This is a genomic window from Rhizobium sp. FKY42, assembly GCF_005222835.1.
Taxonomy (GTDB): Bacteria; Pseudomonadota; Alphaproteobacteria; order Rhizobiales; family Rhizobiaceae; genus Neorhizobium.
In genome coordinates, this window is record NZ_STGA01000029.1 from 740635 (window position 1) to 756399 (window position 15765).

Consider the following 15765-nt stretch of genomic DNA (forward strand, 5'->3'; position numbering starts at 1 on the left):
ACCCCGGAATTTGTACGTCGTTTCAGAAGAGTAGAAAGGAAAAAGGTGTGCCACAAGCCTAAATGTTCGGCAGCGCACAAGGCTTGTTCAAATTGACACTATTGGAAGTCATAGGCACTCAGCCCGGTCACCATCTCGTCCAGCCCGAGCGGACGCGTGACCGGAGGCTCTGCCCGGGACAGACAGCCCTGCCGCTCGCAGAGACGGCACGCGGTTCCCGTGAGAACACGTGCCGCAGGCATGTCCGCCGCCTGTCGATAGATGATGTCAGCGCTGGCTTCCAGCTCGCAACCGAGCAGCAACGCCGTCCGGCGAAGCCTTTCGCCATAGGCCGCGTGCGGACCGTCGATGGTTCGGCAGATCGTCAGGAATCGCGTTGCATCCGGCATCTCCACGCAGTCCACCAGAATTTGACCGGGTTGGGAAAAGGCAAGGTGATGACCGAGCTTCGGACAGTTGCCGCCGAATCTGGCTTTCGGAAAGCCCTGTACGCCCGCGCGACGCAGATGGTTTCCCGCATGATCCACTTCCATGATGAAAAACGGCGGCACCGCACTGCCGGGTCTACCGAGCATGGACAGGCGAAATGCCGCCTGCTCGAAAGACACATCGAACCGCGCCGCCAGAGTTTCTACGTCGAAACGTGCGCGCTGTGCCGCCGCCAGAAAGGTACCGTAAGGCATCATCAGTGCCAGCGCGCCGAGCCGTGCCAGCTCGAAACGGGCAATTCGCTGCGCCTCTGCACCTGGCAACGTAAGATCCTGAAGCTCCTGAGCAATCTCTTCCCGCAGGGCCAGCAAGGCTACCTCCTGCGCCACTTCGCGACGACGCTCCGCAAGAGAAAGCCGCTCCGAAAGGAACAGCCGCATCGAATGCCGATCATAGCGGCGCCTCAACATCGGCATGGCGTGCACGGGCAAGATGCGCACCGAGATGCCGTGACTGCTCTTCAGCCACGCCTTCAATTGACCGGCCGGATCATCCGCTGAAGGAAGAGAGGCCAGGAACGCTTCCGCAGCCTCCTCGATCCGCGCGAAGAAACTGGAGCGTCCCTCGAGCTTTTCCCGCACGAGATCAATCGGCAATCTGGTTCCGGAGATAGATGTCTCATGGCCTTCACGTGCCAGGATTTCCGCGAGATCAGAAAGTCTGACCGCCTGCTCCCGATAGGCGCGATACAGTTTCAGGATGCCGCCTGCCGCATTCGGAGCCCCTTCGGCGAGATCGACCAGTTCCTGATCGCCGGGAATTTCGCCCGCCAGCAGCGGATCGGCAAAGACTTCCCGCAACTGAGCCGTTGCACCACCACCTTCGGCCTGCAACTGCTCCAGATCGACCTTGTAGACGGACGCCAGCCTGAGCAGCAATTGAACCGTCAAGGGCCGCTGATTTCGCTCGATGAGGTTCAAGTAGGATGGCGAAATGCCGAGCCCCTCCGCCATGGCCGTCTGGGTCAGATCCAGACTCTGTCGCAAGCGCCGCACTTTGGGTCCTGCAAAAATCTTGCGCTCAACCATGTCACATCCTTTGACAATCGCCAACAGAAGGAGAATTTACAATTTTGACAAGTTTACAATCCGATTTGTAAATTGCAACACATCCTAACCTCTTTCATCATGCTGATTTTGCTTATTTTCTAGCGTCATTTCGCAATGCAATGTAAATCTTCTCTCATCGAAGCGCAGCGAAGGCCTTCATCCTTAGCTGCGGAAACATATCGGGAGAGAGCATCATGACAGAGTTTTACAATCTCGTTCCAACCGCACCCAAAGGCCGCTTTGACGGCATCGAGCGTCCGTACACGGCAGACGATGTGAAGCGTCTGCGCGGCTCGGTCGAGATCAAGTATTCGCTGGCAGAGCGTGGCGCGATCCGTCTGTGGGAGTTGCTCGACCGCGAAGACTTCGTCAATGCGCTCGGCGCACTGTCGGGCAATCAGGCCATGCAGATGGTTCGCGCAGGATTGAAGGCCATTTACCTCTCTGGCTGGCAGGTAGCGGCAGATGCCAACACGGCTTCTGCCATGTATCCGGACCAATCGCTCTACCCGGCCAATGCGGCGCCGGAGCTTGCCAAGCGCATCAACCGCACCCTGCAGCGGGCAGACCAGATCGAGACCGCCGAAGGCAAGGGTCTCTCTGTCGAGACCTGGTTCGCACCCATCGTTGCCGATGCGGAAGCCGGCTTTGGCGGACCCTTGAACGCTTTCGAAATCATGAAGGCCTTCATTGAAGCCGGTGCCGCAGGCGTACATTTCGAGGATCAGCTGGCTTCGGAAAAGAAGTGCGGCCATCTGGGCGGCAAGGTTCTGATCCCGACCGCTGCGCATATCCGCAACCTGAACGCTGCACGCCTGGCAGCCGACATCATGGGCGTTCCCACGTTGATCGTAGCGCGAACCGATGCGGAAGCGGCAAAACTGCTGACATCCGACATCGACGAGCGGGACCGTCCCTTCGTGGATTACAATGCCGGACGCACATCCGAAGGTTTCTATCAGGTCAAGAACGGCATCGAGCCCTGCATCGCTCGCGCCATCGCCTATGCGCCTCATTGCGATCTGATCTGGATGGAGACCGGCAAGCCTGATCTCGAACAGGCGCGCAAGTTTGCCGAAGCCGTGCACAAGGCGCATCCGGGCAAGAAGCTTGCCTACAACTGCTCGCCATCGTTTAACTGGAAGAAAAATCTCGACGATGCGACCATTGCGAAGTTCCAGCGCGAGCTGGGCGCCATGGGCTACAAGTTCCAGTTCATCACGCTGGCTGGCTTCCATCAGTTGAACTACGGCATGTTCGAACTGGCGCGCGGCTACAAGGAGCGCCAGATGGCGGCCTATTCGGAGCTGCAAGAGGCGGAATTTGCCGCCGAGATCAATGGCTACACAGCCACGAAGCATCAACGCGAAGTGGGTACCGGCTATTTCGATGCCGTCTCGCTTGCCATCAGCGGTGGCCAGTCCTCCACGACAGCGATGAAGGAATCGACCGAGCATGAGCAGTTCCGCCCTGCAGCGGAGTGAGCTCACGAAGCCTCGCCCTCCCCAACCTGACCTCAAGGGCGAGGCTTCAATCCAATCTGAAAGTATTCAAGAACCCCCAACACAAGAGGAGAAATGCCATGACACCCCAGACCCGAGTCAAGGAACGCGCCGAAGAACAGGCGACATCCATGAGCGCCGACCAGCAATCCGCCATCCGCATACTTGCAAACGAACTGCACCGGCTGAACCACGCCGTGATGAAAGCGGTAGAGGCAGGCGTTTCGGTTGAGCTTGTCCGCTCAGCCCGCCACCATGGCGGAAACGGTAACTGGGGCGACCTCATGACACCGGTTGTCGTTGCTCAGCCTCGGTAGAGCCTATACGACATCAGACACAACAAAGGGCGGGTCTGGACGATCCGCCCTTTTTGTAACCTTTCAGGTGAGAACGGGCGGAGCGGCACCATACGGCGACTGTCTCGCCAAAGCAGAATTGCTGCGCACGTTCTTTGAAAACAGCGACTTGCGCTGCACGCAAGGCGCTTTTCCGGTTGGTCTCACCCAAGAAACCGGGCTGAGAATTCCTATCAAAGAGACAAGCAGAGAAGTGCCAGACTAGCAAAACCGGACACTGCGAGAAGACGGAGGCGGAATTGCGCCTGGTCCTTTGCGATGGTGAGAGCGATGGCACGTGCACGTTGTTTCTGCATGGCATGATCCTCTGACTGATACGCTACGCTCGATTGGTCTCGAGCTGCGTGATGGCTTACGTACCAACTAACGCAGGAGATCAGCATGGGACACGAGACTTAACAACTCCTGAAGGTACGGGGAGAGGCGATTGTCTCTGATGCGCACATAGTAAAGAACCTCCCAACTTTACGCCGGGAGGTTCAAGGCTACATCTCAAGGACGATGGCAGAAAATCGTTTCCGCATGTACCTGAAACAAGGAAACGGCCCGTTTCGTAGACTTCCACGCATTTCCGGACGGAAAACCGGAAGCCACTTTTCCTGGAAATGCTCTTGATTCCACGCATTTCCGGACGGAAAACCGGAAGCCACTTTTCCTGGAAATGCTCTATGCCGCCCGATGCCTGCCGTAACCGTGCTGGACCGTAGCCTGAGAAGCGACCTTGAACTGCTGCAGCAGTTCGACCAGTTGATCTGCCTCGTCTGCAAGCTGACGGCTGGCGGCACTGGTTTCTTCCACCATGGCCGCGTTCTGCTGGGTCAGCTGGTCCATCTGGTTCACGGCACCGTTGACTTCCTGCAGAGCCGAAGACTGATCACGCGACGCATGCGCAATGCTTTCGACCTGCTGCGCGATACGCGTGACCTGATCGCCGATCGTCTCCAAAGCCTGTCCCGTCTGCTGGACAAGATCAGACCCCTTGTCCACTTCGATCGTCGAAGCGGTGATCAATTCCTTGATCTCCTTGGCTGCACCCGCAGAACGCTGCGCCAGTTCGCGCACTTCCTGGGCAACCACAGCAAAGCCCTTTCCGGCTTCTCCTGCGCGTGCAGCTTCCACACCGGCATTCAGCGCCAGCAGGTTTGTCTGGAAGGCAATCGCATCGATGACTTCCGTGATCTGACCGATTTTTTGCGAAGCACCTTCGATGCGCTGCATCGCTGATACGGCATTGCGAACGATGATCAGCGATCCATCCGTATTGCGACGCGTGTCATCAACGATGGCATGTGCCTCGCGCGCCCGGTCGGCTGCGGAGCGAACATTCGAGGTTACCTCGCTGACGGCTGCCGCAGTCTGCTCCAACGAAGCAGCCTGCGTTTCAGTGCGCCGCGACAGGTCGTCAGTCGATTGCGACATCTGTCGGACATTACCCTGAATGGCGACAACATTTTCCTGAATGAGACCGATGGTATCCTGCAGGCGCGTCAACGACTTGTTGAAATCGACACGCAGCTGTTCCAGTCGCCCCACAAACGGCGTGTCGATCGTGGAGGACACATCTCCTGCAGCCAGCCTTTCCAGACCCTGGGCGAGCGCACCGACTGCGAACTGGATCTGACGGTCGGCCTCCTGCTTCTCAAGCTCATTGCGGCGGCGCTCTTCATCTGCTGCCGCGCGCTCCTGCTCGCCGGCGGTTTCGATACGAACCTTCTCTTGTGCGTTTTCCTTGAAAACACCGAGAGCACGGGCCATATCGCCGATCTCATCACGGCGCTGCTCGCCTTCGATAGAAGTCTCGAGATCACCCGATGCAAGGCGGCGCATGGCAGCAGAGATCGCGAGGATCGGCCCCTTGAAGGTAAAGACAAGCCCGATACCCGCAAAGATAGCCACCAGGATACCCAGCATCATGGCTGTCACAGAAATCTGATTGGCCTTGTCGCGCTCGGCGCCAGCTGCATCCCGCTGTGCCGCGGCGAAGCGCGTCAATGTCGTCCAGATGCGATCTATGTCTGCCGCAGCGGCTTTAAATTCGGCAGCACGTTTCGTGGAAATTTCCAGAAGCGAGCTCGCGTCTTTATCCATGGTCGCCGAAATCGGCAGCATGGCAGCCGCACGCTGGCGGACCTGCTCCGACGAATTCTTGTCCGTCTCAAGCACGCCGACAGGAATTTCAAGCGTCATCAATGCATCCTGCAATTCCCGCAAACCGTCTGCGCTGGGCTTGGCAACATATTGCGCGGATTTGAGCTCAACAGCTCGGATGGCATCGAAGATCTGGCGGGTCGTCGCCAGGAACTGGGTGGCGCGTGCAATCGGCTCATCCAGCTGACCAAAAACCTCCATCGCCTGACGGGCCTTCAGCGTCGAGATACCCTGAAGACGGATGGAAAACGGGCGCATCAAATTGACAATGCGATCGATGCTATCCACCGTCGTTTCACTGGGCGTCGGAACCGCCATAAGATCCCGGATCTGCTTCAGGTTGTCCGTCAACTGGCCAGCCAGAGCCTGCTGCTCCGGCGGCAGCGATTCTGCGATGGAAGTAACAGCCGAGGCAAATTCGCCGATCTGCTCCTTCAGAACATCCATTTTCTCCTGGGGAACGGTCTTTCCATTAAAGTCGGCAACCAGCTTTGCAATGACATTGGCGCCGCGCGTCAGCTTCTCGGCATCACGCAGAAGCGACTTTGCCTTGGTTTCATCGGAGGCAAGGTTTTCGCGCGCGCTCGTCGCATAATTGAGCAAGTCCGTCTGGCTGCGCACCAAAGTGGCAAGGCCACTGTCGAGGCTCTGACGGACCGACCTTTCCTGCTGATACTGCGTCCAAAGCTGATCGACCCGTGAGCCGATAGCATCCGTTCCCTTCACCGCGCTTTCGATTTCCGCCAGGCTCTCATCGGAATTGGCGCCTGAACGGACGGATTTCAAAAGGCTCGACTGCATGTCGATCTGTTTCTTCAGGTTGGAGCGGGCCTCTTCCGTTGTATTCTGGAGGAAGGAACCCATGCCGGAATAGACATCCTTAAAGCCGCTGAGCGACTGAAGCACCGAATTAGACATATCCATGCGCGACTGCAGCAGGCTCGACGCGTACAGACCAGAAAGGCCAACCGCGGAGATGCTGACAACGAAAGGAACGATGAAGGCAATGACCTTTGTCTGAATTTTGAAACGTGCGAGCATGCGATCAATCATCATGCTTTTCCCCTTGAATTCTTGTCGCTGATCCAGCGCTTCCGGTCTCAGTCGGACCGTTCTCCCAAGTTCTCGCACCCAGCAATGAACGAAAAATAAACAAAGCAGGAATCGGATTTAAATTTTAAAATTGTTAATTAGTGGTTTTCGAGAAACTAGTGCTTTTAGCAATCTCAGACTTCACAAATTCGCTAATTCACGCTCTGGCTGCATAATTCGCCAAGGCTTCGGCACAGACAAAGCCTGAGGACCAGGCCCATTGAAAATTGTAGCCACCCAGCCACCCGGTGACATCCACGGCCTCGCCGATGAAGAAGAGGCCCGGCACTGCGCGCGTCTGCATAGAACGTTGGTCAAGTTCGTTCGTATCCACCCCACCAAGCGTTACCTCTGCCGTGCGATACCCCTCAGAGCCTGCCGGGCAGATCTGCCAATTCTGGAGACTGTCGCAAACTGCCTGAAGCTTGCGGTCGCTCTGCTCGGCCATGGTTCCGGAGAACCCGTTCTCGTCGCACAGGTATTGGCCCAAGCGTTTCGGCAGAATGTCGCCAAGGACGGTCTGGATCGCCTGCTTGCCGTTGGCCTGCCTGGCATCCTTCAATCGCTGCATGATGTTCAAATCCGGACGGAGATGAAGACCGATTGTTTCACCCTCGCGCCAGTATGAAGATATCTGCAAAATGGCAGGTCCGCTCAGGCCGCGATGGGTAAACAACAGCGCCTCTTCGAAGCCGGTCTTCCCACAGGATGCCCGCGCATCGACCGCGACGCCAGACAGCGGCGCGAGCTTTTCAAGCAGCACCGGATCGAGAGTCAATGGCACCAGAGCCGGCCGGGTCTCCGTCACAGCAATACCAAACTGCTCCGCCAGTCTGTAGGCGAAGCCGGTGGCGCCCATCTTGGGAATGGACTTGCCACCCGTGGCAACGACCACGGCCTTGGCCTCAATGTCCGTCTGCTCAAGGCGAACCCGGAAACCGTCAATCGTCTTCTCGACCGCGGAGATCGTCTGCTGCAACTGCAGTTCTACCTGTCCCTTGCGCATTTCTTCGAGCAACATCCGCACGATGTCCTTGGCGCTGTCATCGCAGAACAATTGGCCGAGCGTCTTTTCGTGCCAAGGGATACGATAGGAATCGACGAGGGCAACGAAATCCTTTGCCGAGTAGCGTGCAAGCGCGGATTTGGCGAAATGCCGGTTGCCGGAAATGTAGTTTGCGGGGCTGGCGTGAATATTAGTGAAGTTGCAACGCCCGCCACCGGAGATACGGATCTTCTCGCCCGGTGAGCGCGCATGATCCAGCATCAGGACCGAGCAGCCTTTTTGACCTGCCTGCGCCGCACACATCATGCCCGCAGCGCCCGCACCCAGCACAATCACATCATACATCGGCTTCATCGCCCGCAGTCCCTTGGTCATTTCCGGCTTCTGTGTTTGTCGGAATGCCGATAAAGTCAATGCGGCCCCCTCGCCAATCATGTGGTTGCGACTATGATGTGCTGCTATCGTCAACAACGACCGGTGAATCATGCCGCCCAGAAAAAAGTCCTCTGTCCCTGGTTCAACGCGTGTACTCAAATCAGCGACAGCAAAACCTCCGTTGACCTCGCTGCGTGGCGTGGCAAGCTGGCCCGAGGCCATCGCATGGTTGAAGGCGCGCGGCATCGAGGATGTAGAATGCATCACGCCGGATCTTGCGGGCGTGCCGCGCGGCAAAATGATGCCGACATCGAAGTTCACTTCGAATACCTCGCTCGCGCTCCCGTCTGCGCTTTATCGGCATACGATTTCCGGCGAATATCCGGATGAGACGGAGAACTTTCGCTACGAACCGCGCGACAGCGACCTGAAGCTTGTGCCCGATCTTTCGACACTTTCCGTCGTTCCCTGGGAAACGGATCCGACCGCGCAGGTGATTTGCGATGTTGTTGGCACGACGGGCGAACAAGTGCCCTACACGCCGCGCAATGTGCTGAAAAACGTGCTGCGTCTTTACGAGGAAAAAGGCTGGAAAGCAGTCGTTGCGCCGGAAATCGAATTCTATCTCGTGGCAATCAACGAAGATCCGGACTATCCGCTGCATCCACCGAAAGGCAGATCTGGCCGCTCGATCGTTGGCGGTCAGGGCTACTCGATTGCCGGGATCAACGAATTCGACGAGTTGATCGACGACATCTACCATTTCTCCGAAAAACAGGGACTGGAGATCGACACGCTGATTCATGAGGATGGGCCGGCACAACTTGAAATCAACCTTCGCCACGGCGACCCCATCCAACTCGCGGATCAGGTTTTCCTCTTCAAACGCACCATTCGCGAAGCTGCGCTGAAACATGGTATTTATGCCACCTTCATGGCCAAACCCATGCAGGGGCAGCCGGGTTCTGCCATGCATATTCATCAATCTGTGGTGGACACAAAGACGGGCAAGAACATTTTCTCCAATGAGGATGGAACGCCCTCGCGCGCCTTCTTCCACTTCATAGGCGGCATGCAAAAATATGTACCCAGTTCGCTGGTGATGTTTGCTCCTTATGTAAACTCCTACCGCCGCCTGACGCCGGACATGTCCTGTCCGGTCAACAACGCCTGGGGCTATGACAACCGTACCACCGCCTTCCGCGTTCCAATTTCGGAACCGGCGGCCCGACGCGTGGAAAACCGGCTGCCAAGCTCGGACGCCAACCCCTATCTGGCTCTGGCCGCATCGCTTGCCTGCGGCTGGCTGGGTATTATGAAAGGTATTGAGCCGACCGAACCCACTTATGACTCCGCCAATGAGGGTTCAATCGAGCTACCGCGCGGCCTTTTGGAGGCTGTAGCACTTCTGGAGGGCGAGTCGGCACTGGAAGAGGTTTTCGGCGAAGAGTTCATTGGCCTCTACGCGGGTGTAAAGCGCGGCGAGTTCGAAACATTCATGCAGGTGATCAGCCCATGGGAGCGCGAATTCCTGCTCTTGAACGTTTGATGCGGGACAGGACATGAACTGGCAAAGCCCGATCGCACCTGGAATTTCCTGGTATCAGGAATGCCTTGGAGAACGGCCGGACTACCCGCCCCTTGATGGCTCCACAACCGCGGATGTCGCAATCATCGGTGGCGGCTATACAGGGCTACAGGCGGCCTACAATCTTGCCAAGCGTGGAGCATCGGTCGTTCTCATCGAGGCTTCGCGTTTCGGAGACGGCGCCTCTGGCCGAAACGGCGGCCAGCTCGGCACCGGTCAGCGGGCATGGCCGGACGAGCAGGAGGAAGAGCTTGGCTACCAGCGGGCAAAGGCCCTATTCGACATGGCCGAGAACGCCAAGCGGCACCTGCTGGAGTTTGCAGAGATCCATGGCATCGATATGGAATACATGCCCGGCCAGATGAACGTGTCGCACAAACACGCCTATGAGAAGGATTATCGGCGCTCGGCAGAGGTACTGGCGACGCGCTATAATTATCCGCATGTTCTTTTCATGGATCGCGAAGAGACAGTCGAGCGCCTCGGCTCAAGCCGTTATCACCATGGCATTCGCGACATGGGTACGGGACACATTCATCCGCTGAAACTGCTCGTAGGGCTTGCACGCGTTGCCGCACAGGCGGGCGCCAGAATTCATGAGATGACACCGGCAAATGCCATTCGCCACGCAAGCGGAAAAACGGCGATCGATACCCCGCGCGGGACCATAACCGCAGAACGGGTGCTGATTGCAACCAACGCCTATATCGGCAATCTGGAGCCTCAGACAGCGGCGCATGTCATGCCGATCCGCTCTTTCATTGGGGCGACCGAACCGCTCGACGCATTTCCGAACATTCTGCCCGGCTCGGAGGCGGTGGCCGATTCGCGTTTCGTGGTCCGCTATTTCCGCAAAAGCCGCGACAACAGGCTGCTGTTTGGCGGACGCGAAGCCTATACCGCCGACAGTCCGCGCGACATTTCGAAGCATATTCGCAGGCAGATCGCGGACATCTATCCCGAATTGAAGGACATCCGCATCACGCATGGCTGGGGCGGCTCGGTGGGAATCACCATGCCGCGCAAGCCCTTTGTCAGGGAGGTGATGCCCGGCGTAACCTCAATCGGCGGCTTTTCCGGCCATGGTGTCATGCTATCAAACTATTCCGGCAAGATGTATGCTGACGCCATTGCTGGAAACAGCAACGAGTTGGATATCCTGAAGGAATTGAAAGTTCCACCATTCCCCGGCGGCATGCGTTTTCGAAGCCCGCTATTGTTCCTCGCGCTGACATGGTACGCGCTGCGCGACCGGTTCTAACCTGAAAAGCAGTTCCGCGCTGAAAGGGGCTGGCTTTTTTAAATCGATTAGATTATTGAGTACGCAACCCCGAACTTCGAAAGAGTTAGGCATGAGCAGCCAGATCATTCCCGTGGAACCCTTTGACTATGTCGTCTTTGGCGGCACCGGAGACCTTGCAGAGCGCAAGCTGCTTCCCGCGCTTTATCATCGCCAGATCGAGGGTCAGTTTACTGAGCCGACCCGCATTATCGGCGCCTCTCGCAGTGCCTTGAGTGACGAGGAGTTTCGCAAATTTGCCGATACGGCGCTGAAGGAGCATCTGAAGCCCGGCGAGTATGACGATGCGCAGGTAAAGACTTTCCTTGATCGGCTGTTCTACGTATCTGTCGACGCGAAATCCGACGGTGGGTGGGATAAACTGAAGAAGCTTCTGGACGACGGCAAGGATCGCGTTCGCGCCTTCTATCTTGCCGTATCGCCTGCCATTTTCGGTGCCATTTCGGAAAAGATCCGCGACCATAAGCTGATCACGAAATCAACCCGCATCGTGGTGGAGAAGCCGATTGGCCGTGACCTCGCGTCTGCGCTTGAGCTCAATGATACGATTGGCAAGGTGTTCAAGGAAGAGCAGATCTTCCGCATCGACCACTATCTCGGCAAGGAGACAGTGCAGAACCTGATGGCGCTGCGCTTTGCCAACGCGTTGTATGAACCGCTCTGGAATGCACAGTACATCGACCACGTGCAGATCAGCGTAGCGGAATCAGTCGGTCTGGAAGGCCGCGCAGGCTATTACGATACGGCTGGCGCGCTGCGTGACATGGTGCAGAACCATATCCTGCAGCTTCTTTGCCTCGTGGCAATGGAAGTGCCGTCCTCGCTGGATTCCGAAGCGGTTCGCGATGAGAAGCTCAAGGTGCTGCGCGCATTGAAGCCCATCAACGACAGAAATGTCGAGCAGATGACCGTGCGCGGACAATACCGTGCCGGTGCCTCTGCAGGTGGCCCCGTCAAAGGCTATCTGGAAGAGCTTGAAGGTGGCGTGTCCAACACCGAGACCTTTGTAGCAATCAAGGCCGAGATCAATAACTGGCGCTGGGCGGGCGTTCCCTTCTACATTCGGACGGGCAAGCGATTGACCAGCCGCATGTCGGAAATCGTGATCACCTTCAAACCGATCCCGCACAACATCTTCGAGAACGCGGCCGGCCGCATCACGGCAAACCAGCTGATCATTCGCCTGCAGCCGGATGAAGGTGTCAAGCAGTCGCTGATGATCAAGGATCCGGGTCCGGGTGGAATGCGCCTGCGCAACGTCTCTCTCGACATGAGCTTTGCCGAAGCCTTCAATGTTCGCAATCCGGATGCCTATGAGCGGCTCCTGATGGACGTGATCCGTTCCAACCAAACGCTGTTCATGCGTCGCGACGAAGTGGAAGCCGCATGGCGCTGGGTGGACCCGATCCTAAAGGGCTGGGAAACCACCGGCCAACTGGCGCAAGGTTACACAGCTGGAACATGGGGCCCCAGCCAATCCATCGCTCTGATCGAGCGTGACGGCAGAACCTGGCACGAAGGATAATATCATGGCGGCACGTCTTCATTCCTTCGCAGACGCGAACGCGCTGGCCAGACATCTGGCCACGGATATCGCGAAACACCTGCGCGATGCGATTGCTGCCCGCGGCAGCGCATCCATGGCGGTGTCCGGCGGATCAACACCGAAGCGGTTGTTTGAAGACCTGTCGGCGCATGATCTCGACTGGAGCCTCGTGACGATTACGCTGGTGGACGAACGGTTCGTTCCGGCCGACAATCCGCGCTCCAACCATTTGCTGGTCGCAACGCACCTGTTGAAGAACCGGGCTGCGGCTGCAAACTTCCAGCCACTGTACCAAAATGTCGCCTCCGCCCTACAGGCGGCGGCGATCGCCACGGAGAAAACCGCCGATATCGGCAATCCCTTCGACGTGGTCATCCTTGGGATGGGAGCAGACGGCCATACGGCATCTTTCTTCCCGGGAGGCAACCATCTGGCGCGCGCTATCGATGCCGATGCGCCACGCGGCGTGATGACGATGGAAGCGGAAGGCGCGGGCGAAGAGCGGTTGACCTTTACCTTTCCGAGCCTTGCCGATGCCCGCTTTCTCGTTCTTCACATCGAAGGTGATGCGAAGAAAGAGGTTCTGGAAAAGGCCGAAGCTGGAACGGACGTGTTCGAGATGCCGATCCGCGCCATGTTGAACCGCGCGCCATCGACTGTCGAGATTTACTGGGCGCCGTGAGGCAGCCCTCGCGCAGCCTCAAATAGCGGCGCACCACCAACATGAACACACTTTGTGCCGACGCGGCCTCCCAAGCCATGTTGGCGCGCACTAAGGAGGATTGAGCATGGCTGCCCATTCGAGCATTGAAGCAATCACCCGCCGTATTGTCGAGCGTTCCAAGCCGCATCGCGAAGTCTATCTCGACAGGGTCCAGCGCGCCATTTCCCGCGGCGTTCATCGCTCCACCCTCTCCTGCGGCAATCTTGCCCATGGCTTCGCTGTCTGTTCCCCCTCGGAAAAGACTGCTCTTGCAGGCGATGTCGTGCCGAACCTCGGCATCATCACCGCCTATAACGACATGCTCTCTGCCCATCAGCCCTATGAGATCTTTCCGCCGATCATTCGAGAGGCGGCGCGGGAAGCCGGTGGCGTGGCACAGGTTGCCGGCGCTGTGCCTGCCATGTGCGATGGCGTGACGCAGGGTCAGCCGGGCATGGAGCTTTCTCTCTTCTCCCGCGATGCGATTGCCATGGCAGCGGGCATCGGCCTGTCGCACAACATGTTCGATGCAGCCGTCTATCTCGGCATTTGCGACAAGATCGTTCCGGGTCTGGTGATTGCGGCGTTGACATTCGGGCATCTGCCCGCTGTTTTTATTCCGGCCGGTCCTATGACATCCGGTCTGCCCAACGATGAAAAGTCCCGCATTCGCCAGCTCTATGCCGAAGGCAAGGTCGGTCGCGCCGAGCTTCTGGAAGCAGAATCCAAGTCCTATCATGGTCCTGGCACCTGCACGTTCTATGGCACGGCGAATTCCAACCAGATGCTGATGGAAATCATGGGTTTCCATATGCCGGGAGCCTCCTTCGTCAATCCGGGCACGCCGCTGCGCGAAGCCCTTACCCGCGAGGCGGTCAAGCGGGCGCTTTCGATTACCGGCCTTGGCAATGAGTTCACCCCGGCGGGAGAGATGATCGACGAGCGATCCATCGTCAACGGCGTCGTCGGTCTACATGCCACGGGTGGCTCGACGAACCACACGATGCACCTCGTTGCCATGGCGCGCGCTGCGGGCATTGTGTTGACCTGGCAAGATATTTCCGAACTGTCCGACACCGTGCCACTTCTTGCGCGCGTTTACCCCAATGGTCTTGCGGATGTGAACCATTTCCATGCGGCCGGCGGCATGGGCTTCCTGATCAAGCAGCTTCTGAAAACCGGCATGTTGCATGACGATGTCCGCACCGTATTCGGTCAGGGGCTCGACGCTTACACCGTGGAAGCGCGACTGGATGAAAACGGCGCCGTCGTGCGCGAGCAGAGCGCGGAGACAAGCGGCGATGCGAAGGTTCTGACGAAAATCGAAACACCCTTCCAGCCGACGGGCGGTCTGAAAATGCTGACCGGCAATCTCGGCAAGGGCGTTATCAAGATTTCCGCCGTCAAGCCTGAGCGCCATGTGATCGAAGCACCGGCCATCGTTTTCCACGATCAGCAGGAATTGCAGGACGCCTTCAAGAAGGGAGAGTTGAACAAGGATTTCATCGCCGTCGTCCGCTTCCAGGGCCCGAAGGCCAATGGCATGCCGGAACTGCACCGCCTCACTCCGCCGCTCGGCGTGCTTCAGGACCGTGGCTTCAAGGTGGCGCTGGTGACCGATGGCCGTATGTCCGGCGCATCCGGCAAGGTGCCCGCCGCCATCCACGTCACGCCAGAAGCCTCTGACGGCGGTCCGATCGCCCGCATTCAGACGGGCGACCTCATTCGCCTCGATGCCGTCAACGGCACGCTGGAAGTTCTGGTGGATGCGGCAGAGTTCGAAGTGCGCCCGCCTGCGGAAGCCAATCTCGACGCCAACGAATTCGGCATGGGCCGCGAACTCTTCGCGCCCTTCCGCCGCCATGTCGGCCCTGCCGATCAGGGCGCCAGCGTGTTTTTCGAGTGAGCTGGTAGGCTTGCACATCCCGTGTCGGGGATCTGTAGAGAATATCAGGATACTGGCGGCACTATTCTGCGTCTTATGGCAGATGGTGGCCGCTTGTAGACTTCCTGAAAAACCGCATTGAAGCGCCTGAGGCTCCGGAAGCCAGATTGCAGCGCGATGTTCGTGATTGGTAGGTCTGTCTCGGTCAACAGGCGCTTTGCCCGTTGCACGCGCGCTGTTTCGCAATCTGTAGAGGACTTGCTCCGAGATGCTTTTGGAAAAGCCGCGATAATTGCCGTGCGCCAATGCCAACCCGCTCCGCAAGTGCTTCCACAGTGGAGCCGCTCCCGTCCAGCGCTCCCTCCTCGGTGATCAGCCTGACTGCCCTTTCAACAACAGCCATGCTTCCTTTCCAGGCAGGACAAAAGGGAGCCGTTTCCGGTCGACAACGCAAACAGGGGCGATACCCGGCCAGTTCTGCGGAGCAGCACTCGGCAGGAACTCGACATTCCTACGATAGGGAAGGCGTACCGGACATACGCAACGGCAGTAAATCCCGGTCGTTCGCACGCCGATAAAAAACCGATCATCGAAGCTCGGATCACGGGTCGACCAAGCCTGTTCGCAAAGAGATATGTCTAAGCTCATGGCATCATATTACAGCAGCATGCACACCTGCAAAAAGACAGAGTCCGAATCCGGCGAGCGACCGATCTACTATCGGTT

Annotated in this window: 11 protein-coding genes and 1 pseudogene; 7 read left to right on the forward strand and 5 right to left on the reverse strand. The window is 57.9% G+C overall.

What is annotated here, in order from left to right; genetic code table 11:
• Positions 1 to 98: 98 nt before the first annotated feature.
• Positions 99 to 1517, reverse strand: a complete 1419-nt coding sequence (locus E8M78_RS14370; RefSeq protein ID WP_137135667.1) for an XRE family transcriptional regulator — start codon at positions 1515 to 1517, stop codon at positions 99 to 101.
• 215 nt (positions 1518 to 1732) lie between these two features.
• On the opposite strand from E8M78_RS14370, the gene aceA reads away from it, so the two are divergent.
• A complete protein-coding gene (aceA, locus tag E8M78_RS14375) occupies positions 1733 to 3022 on the forward strand; it encodes an isocitrate lyase (RefSeq protein ID WP_137135668.1) in 1290 nt (429 codons plus the stop codon).
• Between the two features lie 98 nt (positions 3023 to 3120).
• Positions 3121 to 3357 (forward strand): hypothetical protein, encoded by a 237-nt coding sequence (locus E8M78_RS14380; RefSeq protein WP_137135669.1) that lies wholly within the window; start codon positions 3121 to 3123, stop codon positions 3355 to 3357.
• A 212-nt stretch (positions 3358 to 3569) separates the two neighbouring features.
• Here E8M78_RS14380 and E8M78_RS24065 read toward each other — a convergent pair whose 3' ends face one another.
• The 3 genes from E8M78_RS24065 to E8M78_RS14390 form a co-directional block, all read right to left on the reverse strand.
• Positions 3570 to 3692, reverse strand: a complete 123-nt coding sequence (locus E8M78_RS24065; RefSeq protein ID WP_281405070.1) for a hypothetical protein — start codon at positions 3690 to 3692, stop codon at positions 3570 to 3572.
• A gap of 370 nt (positions 3693 to 4062) precedes the next feature.
• A complete protein-coding gene (locus tag E8M78_RS14385; RefSeq protein ID WP_137135670.1) occupies positions 4063 to 6600 on the reverse strand; it encodes a HAMP domain-containing methyl-accepting chemotaxis protein in 2538 nt (845 codons plus the stop codon).
• 193 nt (positions 6601 to 6793) lie between these two features.
• Positions 6794 to 7996 carry an NAD(P)/FAD-dependent oxidoreductase gene (locus E8M78_RS14390; RefSeq protein ID WP_137135939.1) on the reverse strand — a complete coding sequence of 401 codons (1203 nt, stop codon included), beginning with the start codon at positions 7994 to 7996 and terminating at the stop codon, positions 6794 to 6796.
• Positions 7997 to 8126: 130 nt separating this feature from the next.
• Between E8M78_RS14390 and E8M78_RS14395 the strand changes: the two genes are divergently transcribed.
• The 5 genes from E8M78_RS14395 to edd all read left to right on the forward strand — a co-directional run bounded on the left by E8M78_RS14395 (position 8127) and on the right by edd (position 15060).
• Complete coding sequence (locus E8M78_RS14395; protein WP_137135671.1) at positions 8127 to 9566, forward strand: glutamine synthetase family protein; 1440 nt, start codon at positions 8127 to 8129, stop codon at positions 9564 to 9566.
• Between the two features lie 13 nt (positions 9567 to 9579).
• Complete coding sequence (locus E8M78_RS14400) at positions 9580 to 10866, forward strand: FAD-binding oxidoreductase (RefSeq protein WP_137135672.1); 1287 nt, start codon at positions 9580 to 9582, stop codon at positions 10864 to 10866.
• A 91-nt stretch (positions 10867 to 10957) separates the two neighbouring features.
• Positions 10958 to 12430 carry a glucose-6-phosphate dehydrogenase gene (zwf, locus tag E8M78_RS14405; protein ID WP_137135673.1) on the forward strand — a complete coding sequence of 491 codons (1473 nt, stop codon included), beginning with the start codon at positions 10958 to 10960 and terminating at the stop codon, positions 12428 to 12430.
• Between the two features lie 4 nt (positions 12431 to 12434).
• Entirely contained in the window at positions 12435 to 13133 is a 699-nt protein-coding gene (gene pgl, locus E8M78_RS14410; protein WP_137135674.1) for a 6-phosphogluconolactonase, read from the forward strand.
• 106 nt (positions 13134 to 13239) lie between these two features.
• On the forward strand, positions 13240 to 15060 hold the full coding sequence (gene edd / locus E8M78_RS14415; protein WP_137135675.1) for a phosphogluconate dehydratase: 1821 nt from the start codon (positions 13240 to 13242) through the stop codon (positions 15058 to 15060).
• 44 nt (positions 15061 to 15104) lie between these two features.
• Here edd and E8M78_RS14420 read toward each other — a convergent pair.
• A pseudogene (locus tag E8M78_RS14420) lies at positions 15105 to 15687 on the reverse strand (Ada metal-binding domain-containing protein).
• Positions 15688 to 15765 lie beyond the last annotated feature (78 nt).

What these genes read in the sequence shown, in the direction of transcription:
- E8M78_RS14395 (WP_137135671.1), top strand. Translation starts at nt 8,127, where the DNA reads ATGCCGCCCAGAAAAAAGTCCTCTGTCCCTGGTTCAACGCGTGTACTC.
- E8M78_RS14370 (WP_137135667.1), bottom strand. Translation starts at nt 1,517, where the DNA reads ATGGTTGAGCGCAAGATTTTTGCAGGACCCAAAGTGCGGCGCTTGCGA.
- E8M78_RS14380 (WP_137135669.1), top strand. Translation starts at nt 3,121, where the DNA reads ATGACACCCCAGACCCGAGTCAAGGAACGCGCCGAAGAACAGGCGACA.
- E8M78_RS14385 (WP_137135670.1), bottom strand. Translation starts at nt 6,600, where the DNA reads ATGATGATTGATCGCATGCTCGCACGTTTCAAAATTCAGACAAAGGTC.
- aceA (WP_137135668.1), top strand. Translation starts at nt 1,733, where the DNA reads ATGACAGAGTTTTACAATCTCGTTCCAACCGCACCCAAAGGCCGCTTT.
- pgl (WP_137135674.1), top strand. Translation starts at nt 12,435, where the DNA reads ATGGCGGCACGTCTTCATTCCTTCGCAGACGCGAACGCGCTGGCCAGA.
- E8M78_RS14400 (WP_137135672.1), top strand. Translation starts at nt 9,580, where the DNA reads ATGAACTGGCAAAGCCCGATCGCACCTGGAATTTCCTGGTATCAGGAA.
- zwf (WP_137135673.1), top strand. Translation starts at nt 10,958, where the DNA reads ATGAGCAGCCAGATCATTCCCGTGGAACCCTTTGACTATGTCGTCTTT.
- edd (WP_137135675.1), top strand. Translation starts at nt 13,240, where the DNA reads ATGGCTGCCCATTCGAGCATTGAAGCAATCACCCGCCGTATTGTCGAG.
- E8M78_RS24065 (WP_281405070.1), bottom strand. Translation starts at nt 3,692, where the DNA reads ATGCAGAAACAACGTGCACGTGCCATCGCTCTCACCATCGCAAAGGAC.
- E8M78_RS14390 (WP_137135939.1), bottom strand. Translation starts at nt 7,996, where the DNA reads ATGAAGCCGATGTATGATGTGATTGTGCTGGGTGCGGGCGCTGCGGGC.